The organism is Streptomyces sp. NPDC018026, assembly GCF_044327745.1.
In the GTDB taxonomy this organism is placed as follows: Bacteria; Actinomycetota; Actinomycetes; order Streptomycetales; family Streptomycetaceae; genus Streptomyces; species Streptomyces rubrogriseus.
The window spans coordinates 1339323-1347973 of the sequence record NZ_JBIRFY010000001.1 but is presented as its reverse complement, the minus strand read 5'-3'; the positions used below and the strand labels follow the sequence as shown (position 1 = coordinate 1347973).

The window sequence follows — 8651 nt, the reverse complement described above, 5'->3', positions numbered from 1 at the left end:
ACCCTCGCCGTCATCAACATCATCGGCCTCTACCTCCTCGCCCCCGTCGTCAAGCGCGAACTGGGCTCCTTCCTCGAATTCGTCCGCGCCCGCAACGCCGGTCAGGACACCGGAGGCGACGAAGACCAGGAGCCGGCGAAGACCACCGTCCGACCGCGCAGGTGATGCCGCCGCCCGCGGTAAACTCGCCCCGGACGTAAAGGATGTGCTGGTGACGAACAGCGGTGGGCGCCGTCGGCCGGACGTCACAACGGTCGAGATCATCGGCGGCCCGGAGGCGCTCGAGGTCGGCCTCAGCGGCTACGACGCCCGGTGGGCGGAGGACTACAAGCGTCACCGGCGTCGGATCCTCGACGCGCTGGCGGCGCAGGACGTCGAGGTCGATGTCGATGTCGATGTCGAGCACATCGGCTCCACCTCGGTCCCAGGACTGGCCGCCAAGCCGATCGTGGACATCGTCGTCGCGGTGGCCGACATCACGGCGGAGGAGGACTACCTCGACGCGCTGCTGGCCGCCGGTTACGAACTGCGGGTTCGCGAGCCGGGACATCGGCTCGTGCGCACACCCGCTCGCGACGTGCATGTGCACGTATACGAAAGAGGGGACGCGGCGGTGCACGAGTACCTCCTCTTCCGTGACCACCTGCGCACCCACGCGGACGACCGCGCCCTGTACGAGAGCGTCAAGCGAGCCCTGTTCGACCAGCGGTGGGACGACATGAACGACTACGCCGACGCCAAGACCGACGTCATCCGAGCGATCAAGTCCCGAGCCGAAGCAGCCGACCGCTGACACGGAGCAACGTCACCGCTCCGTGCCTAGGCCATGCGCGGGGCGCCGTAGCCGGCGTCGACGACGATGAGGACGTCGCGGTCACCCGGGTGCCAGCGGTCCATGTCGATGAGGTCCTCGACCACGCGGCGGACCTGGGCGGTGGTGAGTTCGCAGCCGGGCACGTACTGGTCCGAGGAGCGTCCGATCGGGGCCGTAGACGTGACAGAACAGGCGGTCCGGGTCGGTCGGCGCGACTGGACGGAGCCAGGGGGTGACGTCCACCGCCAGGACCAGGCGTCCGTCGGCGGCCTCGGGCTGCGGCAGCCCGGCCAGCACCTGCTCGGCCACGACTCGGTCTCGGCCCGGTGAACCGTGATACAGCGCACGGCATGGCGTACGAGCGTGTGACCATGCCCTTCGAGCCGAGTTCACGTATACCGCGCTTGCCGGGGAACGACTGCCGCCCTGGAAAGCCTTCAGACTCGCGAAGCGACGGGTTCGCGGGTGGCTGCATAAGCCTGATCGTCCTGCTCATCGAAATCCCGGTCGCCCTTCTGCTGGGCCTGACGTCGGTCATCCGTGGATGGGGCCGTGCGGACGGGCAAACCGCGGCACCCCCGATGGACTGGGTTCCGATCCTCTGGCTCGGCGGGTTCACACTGGGCGTGCTCGTGATCGCCGTGATCTTCCTGTACTCGGCACATCCGTTCGCAGGTGCGGTCCAACTGCTCGTGGCAGCCATTGCACTGTGTTTCACGATCGTTGCCTGGCACGACGAGTACGAGCGTGCCCACCCACCTCCGCTGCCAACGAAGACCGGGATACCGCCTACGAACCACGTGACCGACCGGTAGGACCCACAACTGAGGGCCGTGCATAGCAGTAGGGCCTCTTGAACATCTCATCTGACGTCGAGTCAGCCGAGGACAGGAGGCCCTGATGTCCCGCTGTGTCGCGTCCGCGGGCACGTGGTAGGCGGACAATGATCACCGCTGGATATTCTGTGAAGATGAGATCGATGGATCCGTTCCGCGACGAAGCCCTCCGCCTTGGCATACCGCAGGACGAGGTCGAGCGGTGGCTCGGCACAATCGTCCGTCCGTGCGCGTCGCTGGGCACAGGGGAGCCGGCCGACGGCCCGGTGGCCGGAAGGCTCGGCGGACTGCCGCCGATGCCCGAGGACGAGCCCGTGCCGAACTTGCCGTTCCTCGCCTCGGTCGACCTCGCGGCCATCCCACCGGGCGCGACCGACCTCCCGCTGCCGAAGGAGGGCACGCTGCTCTTCTTCGCGGACACGTCCGACAGCGCCCCGTACAGCGACGATCGCGGCTGGTCCCGGCTCGTCCACGTCCCGGCAGGCAGGCCGGTTGCCGAACGCGGTCCGGGCGGTGAGCGGCCGCCGAAGGTCTACCCGGGCGGAGATCTCCATCTGGTGATCGATCCCTCGCTGCCCAACCGCGGCGACCACATCGAGGGGTTCCCGCACAATGACGAGCTGGGCGATGTGTGGTGGGAGACCTCCTGCGACATGCAGACGGGCGGATCGGTGCAGATAGGCGGCTACCCCTGGGTCTGGAACAACGATCCCGTCCTGGACATCGACCACGGCCCGGGCGACTGGGTGCTGCTCGCGGAGATCGGGAGCGATGCGGTCGAAGGGGATTTGGGCCTTGTCCACTGGGTGATTCGCCGGGACGATCTGGCCGCCGGCCGTTTCACCCAGGCCCGGGCCGAGTACGACATGACCGGCTGACGTGGCCTCAAGGCAAGCAGCAGCCGCGGCGACGTGCCTGTTGGTCCGGCCGGTCTCGTTCAGGTGGTCGCCGGACGGCCGGGCATGAAAGAGGGGCCTTCTGAACATCTCGGTGCTGTCGAGTCAACCGAGTCGCCAGGAGGCCCTGATGACCCACTGTGACGTATTCGTGCCAGCCTCGTCCACTCCGGAAACGCGGCCGACGGTCCGGACGGCGTACGGTGCTACGACTCCGACATGAGCGACGCGGAGACAGCAACCTCGACTATGTGGACTTCGACCTCTGGCCCACCGGCAAGTGGGGCACCACGGAAGCAGCCGGCCTCACCGGACCCCCGTCGGACCAGCTGGTGCGTGCCTGATGGCAGCCGGCGGATCCGCCGGTTCTCATCGGGTAGGTTGGCGAGATGGACCTGTTGGCAGACGCCCTGCGGGTCTCCGGCGCGCGGGGCTCGTTGGGGACGCGCGTGGAGGCCGGCGAGACGTGGGGACTGTGGCTGGATACCTTTCCCGGCGTCGCCCTGCACGTTGTCACTGCCGGGACACTGTGGCTCACTGTCCCCGGAACGCGGCCGCGGAGGATGGAAGCCGGCGACGCCGTGCTCCTCCCCGCGGGCACCGAGCACGGGTTGGCAAGCGAGCCGGGCGTCATGATGGGCCCCTGCGACCGAGAGAGGGCCGACCGGGCGCGGGTGGTCGGGGGCGTTGTGCAACTCGGGGCACCACCGACGCAAACCACGCTGATGACCCTGCACTACGAGCAGGACCCGGAGATCAGCACGCCGGTGATCACCGCTCTCGAGGGATCTGTGCACGTGGCAGCGAGCGAGCGGGCCTACCTCGACGACACCGTCCGGCTGCTGACCCGGGAACTGGCCCACCCACAGATCGGCACCACCGCGGCCGTCAACAGCCTCATCGATCTGCTGTTGCTCCAGTTCGTCCGGGCGTGGCTGACCACGCAACCGGCGCGGCCGCCCACCTCGTGGCTCGGTGCGCTGCGCGACCCGGTCGTCCGCGATGCGCTGGAGTGCATCCACCGCGAGCCCGACCGCGCCTGGACGACCGCGACCCTGGCCGCCGCGATCCGGGTGTCGCGCGCCACCCTGTCGCGTCGGTTCCCGGCCGCGCTCGGCCAGACACCCGGCGCCTACCTCACGGCATGGCGTATCGATCTAGCCGTCGCACGGCTTCGCGACACCGATGACACGGTCGAGGCCGTGGCCGCCGCCGTCGGGTACACCTCGCCGCACGCGTTCAGTCGCGCCTTTCGGCGTGCTCACGGGTTGACACCGAGCGAGTTCCGCACCGATGTGCGCACGGCCGCGCACATCGGTCGCCGACTGCCGACGTAGCGGTCGCACGCACGGAGGGTGCCGGCCGCCACGTGCACCAAATCACCGGCACACTTGAGGTGATCGATGCCGCACCGGACGGCGCGACTGGTCATCGGACGAAGCGCTCCGACTGCACGAGGACGGTCAGGGAGTGGCCGCCGCGGCCGATGAGCTCGGTGAACGCCTCCGGGTCCGCGGCCACGCCGTCCTCGAAGGCGGTCCGGGTCGGCCACCAGAGCTGCCGTGCCCCGAGGAAGCTCGGGTTGTCGCCGTGAAACTCGCTGGAGGGGTGGTTGCGCACGTGGCGCAGGGCGCCGATGCGCCGGCCCAGGTCGGCGTCGTCACTGCTGGCCCAGTCGGGGTTGCCGTCGAGCCGGACGAACTGCAGAAGCTGGATGGTCACGCTGCGGTCGAGGTGGTACCACTGCGCATCGCCGTAGCTCGCCCCGTCCTGGGGCCGGGGGCGGGCGACGAGCACCTCCTCCTCCGTGGCGAAGTTCTCGATCTTCGACTTGTCCATGAACAGGGGTTCGTCGGGGAGGATCCAGTCGTAGTACTGCCGCTCGCCGACCAGGCCGCGGGCCTCGGCGACGGAGTCGAACTCGATCACCGAAATGGCTTCGTGCGTGGCCTGGTCGGCGTCGAGCAGGTCGCTGTGGATCTGATGGGCCTGCACATAGGTGCGGATGCCGGGGATCAGGCTGCCGTAGGTCGCGTGCGGGTGGCGCCAGTGATCGTGGAACACCTCCGGGGCGACCTGGGGCAACCGGGTCAGCATGGCGAAATAACGGATCATGGGAGTTCTCCGTCTCAACGTGGGGAAAGCTCGAGCTCGGCATGCACGGTGATCTGCACCGCGGCGAGCGCCTTGCCGAACGGGTCGGTGCCGGCGGCGCGTCGAGCGGCTTCGGCGAAGCCGTCGGCGTCCAGGCCCGCGACCCGCCCGCGCACGGTGAGCGTGAGGCCCGCGAGCCGGAAGCCGCCCGCGGGATCGGGTGCGAGCGAGACGTCCTCGCTCACGTCCAGGGATTGCGGGGTGCCGCCGGACTGCGCGACGACCGCCGAGAGGGCCATGACGTAGGAGGTTGTGTGCGCGGCGGCGAGCAGCTCCTCGGGGCTGGTGGTGCCGCCGGCCTCCTGCGCGGTGCGCTCGTAGTAGGAGATCGGGTGCGTGGCGACCCGTGAGCTCTCCAGCGTCACCTGGCCGGAGCCTCCTTCGAGATCTCCCTCCCATGCGACGCGGGCGGTGCGTGTAGGGGGTCGGGCGGTGCCGGGGTACAGAGTGGCGCGGTCTTCAGTGGACATGCTGGCTCCTCATGCTGAGGGAGAACGGACGGTCGGATGGCCGGATGGCCGGATGGTCAGGAAATGTCGAGGACGGCCTTGCCGTCGATCTTGCGGCCGAGCAGGGCGTCGACCGCGTCGTCGGCGTCGCGCCACGACCCGCGCCAACCGATGTGCGGGTCGAGCGAGCCGTTCGCCAGGAGGTCGAGGATCAAGGTGAGGTCGTCGGCGCTCTCGCCGCCCCGGACGAAGATCTCGACGCGGGTACCGGCGGCACGGCGGCGCTGCGCCTCGAGATCGAGGACCAGCGGCTCTCCGGAGGTCGCGCCGACGTTCACCGCGATCCCCCCGGGCTCGAGGTGGTCGACCGCCCGGGCAAGCGCGGCGCCGCCGACGTTGTCGACGATGCCCGCGAGCCTGCCGGCGAGGCCGGTGAGCTCAGGGCCGTGCACCACACGAGACGCGCCGATCTCCCGCAGCCCCTTCTCGCGCCCGGGGGAGCCGACGGCGGCCACGACCTCGGCACCCATCCGGGACGCGAGCGCCACGGCGTAGCGCCCGACCCCACCGGAGGCTCCGGTCACAAGGACACGGCGGCCCAGCAGGGGCCCGAGCCGGCGCAGCGCCCGCAGCGCGGCCACCGCCGCGACGGGCACGGTCGCGGCGGCCCCGAGATCGACGGCGTCGGGAACGACGGCCAGCTCGCCGGTCGCCACCGCCCGAAGAACGGCCCACCCACCGGCGGCGCCGAAGGTCGCCACGCGGGCGCCGGCCGGTGGGCCGGAACCGTCGGCGGCAGGGGTGACGACGACGCCGGCCGCGTCCCAGCCCGGCACCTCGCCCGGTTGCCGCATCGCGGCGAGGTAGCGCACCTCCCCGTGGTTCAACGACACCGCTTCCACCGCGACCAGTGCCTCATCGACGGCGGGTACGGGGTCGGGGACCTCAGCGAAAGCAAGTCCGGTCCGAGCCGACGGGGCATGAACGAGTGCCTGCATGCCAACTGCTCCTAGCAATCTTGTGTGTTCCCTCGAAGCCGGTCACCACCGGGTCGAGGAGGGTCCTCAGGGGACAGCCAGGCTGGGCGCACCGGCCAGGGCGGCCTTGGCGCGCCTGCTCAGATCGTCGGCGACGATCTCCAGCCGGCCGTTCTCGAGCCCGTCGAGCGCGATCTCGACGAACTCGGCCGGCGGCATCTTCTCCACGTCCAGGGCGGCCGTCAGGTCGGTGTCGACCATGCCCACGTGCACGCCGACGACGAGCGTGCCTTGCGCGTTCAGCTCCATGCGCACACCGTTGGTCAAGTTCCACTGTGCTGCCTTGCTCACCGCGTAGGAACTGCTCCCCGGGTAGCAGAACCAGGAGGCCGCGGAGAGGACGTTGACGATCGCCCCGCCACCGTTGCGGGCCAGTATCGGAGCGAAGGCGCGGATCATCGCCAGCGTCCCGAAGACGTTCGTCTCGATCTCGGCGCGGATCCGGTCGACATCACCGTCGACCAGATCCTGCGCCTGAGCGACTCCAGCGTTGTTGACCAGCAGTGTGACGTCGCCGGCCAGCGTTGCGGCCGCGGTGACCGACTTCGGGTCGGTGATGTCGAGCGATACCGGTTCGACACCCGGCACCGTCACGCGCGAGGCGTCCCTTGCCCCGGCGTACACCTTCGACGCCCCTCTCTCGTGGAGCTTGCGGGCGAACTGTTCACCGATGCCACGGTTCGCTCCCGTCACGAGCGCCACTGAGTTCTCGATCTTCAACTGCTTCTCCAGATGTCGGGCTGATGTCTCCTTTCGAAGGTAGGAACTCAGCACGGACGTGACGATGCTCGGCAGCGTCGATGATGTGTCCGTCTGCCTCACCGGGGTGAGGCACATCGCGCCACGGACGCCAGCGGATTCCAGACGTTCGGCGGGCTGCGCCGGTCGAGGGCCCCAGCCCAACCCGACCCGACCCGTAACGCCACCGGCCGCACCGGTCAGGTGTTGATCATTACTGTCTTGGCCTCGGTGTAGGCGTTCAGAACATCGGTCCCGTGCTCCCGTCCGATGCCCGAGCCCTTGAACCCGCCGAACGGCACTGTCCCGGTACTTATGTCGCCGAACGTGTTGACCCAGACGGTGCCCGCGCGTATGCCACGCGCAACTCGGTTGATCCGTCCGATGTCTCGGGTCCATACCGAGGCGGACAGGCCGTACTCGGTGTCGTTGCCCCGGGCGATCGCGTCTTCGACGTCGGTGAAGGACATCAGCGCCGAGACCGGACCGAAGATCTCCTCCCGGACAGAGCGCATACCGGGATCGACGTTCTCCAGCAAGGTGGGTGGGATGAACCGCCCGTCGGCTTCCCAGTCCGCGACCCTGGTCACGGTCGCCCCCTCCTCGCGAGCAGTGTCGATCCAGTCGCTGACCCGTGCATAGTGCTCGGGAGCCGCGAGCGGGCCCATCATCGTGCCTGGCTCGAAGGGGTCGCCGGCGACGTACTTCCCCATCTCCTCGAGCAGCAGCTCGCGGAACCGGTCGTAGATCGTTTCCTGGACCAGGATCCGGCTGCCGGCCACGCATCCCTGTCCACTCCCCATCGCGAATCCGGCTACCGCCGTCTGCGCGGCCGCTTCGAGATCGGCATCGTCGAACACGATCGTCGGCGACTTCCCGCCCAGCTCCAGGGTGACCCGCTTGAGATCGCGAGCCGCGGTCTCCTGGATGTGGCGGCCGACGGCCAGTGAGCCGGTGAACGAGATCTTGTCGACGCCGGGATGGCTGATCAGCGCCTCCCCTGTGCTTCCACCGTCCCCGGTGACGATGTTCACGACACCCGGGGGCAGGTCCGTCTCCGCGAGCAACTGGCCCAGCCGGATCGCCGAGAGGGAACTCCAGAGGGCGGGCTTGGCGACCACGGTGTTGCCGGTGGCCAGCGCGGCGCCGATCTTCCAGACCAGCTGCTGCAGCGGGCCGTTCCACGCCGTGATGGCGGCGACGACGCCGAGCGGTTCACGCAGGACGTAGTGCAGCTTCGAGGGCTCGGACGGCGCCGCCTGCCCGTAGATCTTGGTGGGCCAGCCCGCGTAGTGACGCAGGACGTCGACGCACTGCCCCGCCAGCCACCGCATGGTCACCAGGGCGCCGCCCATGTCCAGCGAGTCGAGCACGGCCAGTTCCTCGGCGTGCTCCTCCACCACGTCGGCGATCTGCAACAGCAGACGCCCCCGCTCCTGGGGCGTGATCGCCGACCAGGACGGGGACTCGAAGGCCCGGCGAGCGGCGGCGACGGCACGGTCGACATCCTCGGGGCCCGCGACCGCCACTTCGGTCAGCACCTGCCCGGTGGTCGGGTCCGTGGTCGGCGCCACCTTGCCGGACCGTGCCGGCTCCCAGTTTCCGCCGATCAGGAGACGGAGCGGCCCTTCGGTCAGCAGGGCCGGCGCGAGGCGTTCTCGCTCCGAAATCGCATTCATGATCACTCCTAGAAGTACCAGTTGGTCCATCTAAGCTAACACGGAGAT

At 69.3% G+C, this 8651-nt stretch carries 9 protein-coding genes and 2 pseudogenes; 5 read left to right on the top strand and 6 right to left on the bottom strand.

Annotation, left to right across the window (positions count from 1 at the left end; genetic code table 11):
• Positions 1–165, top strand: a pseudogene (locus ACH4D3_RS05605) (D-alanine glycine permease); the annotation flags it as partial.
• Positions 166–211: 46 nt separating this feature from the next.
• The gene (locus tag ACH4D3_RS05600; protein WP_398316588.1) at positions 212–793 is read left to right on the top strand and encodes a GrpB family protein; all 582 of its coding nucleotides are present in this window, start codon (positions 212–214) and stop codon (positions 791–793) included.
• Between the two features lie 29 nt (positions 794–822).
• Here ACH4D3_RS05600 and ACH4D3_RS05595 read toward each other — a convergent pair.
• Positions 823–1114: pseudogene (locus ACH4D3_RS05595) on the bottom strand (transposase); the annotation flags it as partial.
• A 50-nt stretch (positions 1115–1164) separates the two neighbouring features.
• Between ACH4D3_RS05595 and ACH4D3_RS05590 the strand changes: the two are divergent.
• From ACH4D3_RS05590 to ACH4D3_RS05580, 3 genes are all read left to right on the top strand, one after another.
• Positions 1165–1629 carry a DUF6234 family protein gene (locus tag ACH4D3_RS05590; protein WP_398316586.1) on the top strand — a complete coding sequence of 155 codons (465 nt, stop codon included), beginning with the start codon at positions 1165–1167 and terminating at the stop codon, positions 1627–1629.
• A 164-nt stretch (positions 1630–1793) separates the two neighbouring features.
• Complete coding sequence (locus tag ACH4D3_RS05585) at positions 1794–2528, top strand: DUF1963 domain-containing protein (RefSeq protein ID WP_398316584.1); 735 nt, start codon at positions 1794–1796, stop codon at positions 2526–2528.
• 407 nt (positions 2529–2935) lie between these two features.
• On the top strand, positions 2936–3883 hold the full coding sequence (locus ACH4D3_RS05580; protein ID WP_398316582.1) for an AraC family transcriptional regulator: 948 nt from the start codon (positions 2936–2938) through the stop codon (positions 3881–3883).
• A 91-nt stretch (positions 3884–3974) separates the two neighbouring features.
• Here ACH4D3_RS05580 and ACH4D3_RS05575 read toward each other — a convergent pair whose 3' ends face one another.
• From ACH4D3_RS05575 to ACH4D3_RS05555, 5 genes are all read right to left on the bottom strand, one after another.
• On the bottom strand, positions 3975–4661 hold the full coding sequence (locus ACH4D3_RS05575; protein WP_398316580.1) for an EthD domain-containing protein: 687 nt from the start codon (positions 4659–4661) through the stop codon (positions 3975–3977).
• Between the two features lie 14 nt (positions 4662–4675).
• A complete protein-coding gene (locus ACH4D3_RS05570; RefSeq protein WP_398316578.1) occupies positions 4676–5170 on the bottom strand; it encodes an OsmC family peroxiredoxin in 495 nt (164 codons plus the stop codon).
• A gap of 56 nt (positions 5171–5226) precedes the next feature.
• Entirely contained in the window at positions 5227–6147 is a 921-nt protein-coding gene (locus ACH4D3_RS05565; protein ID WP_398316576.1) for a zinc-binding dehydrogenase, read from the bottom strand.
• Between the two features lie 66 nt (positions 6148–6213).
• A complete protein-coding gene (locus ACH4D3_RS05560; RefSeq protein ID WP_398316671.1) occupies positions 6214–6906 on the bottom strand; it encodes an SDR family oxidoreductase in 693 nt (230 codons plus the stop codon).
• A gap of 218 nt (positions 6907–7124) precedes the next feature.
• Entirely contained in the window at positions 7125–8603 is a 1479-nt protein-coding gene (locus ACH4D3_RS05555; RefSeq protein ID WP_398316574.1) for an aldehyde dehydrogenase family protein, read from the bottom strand.
• Positions 8604–8651: the final 48 nt, after the last annotated feature.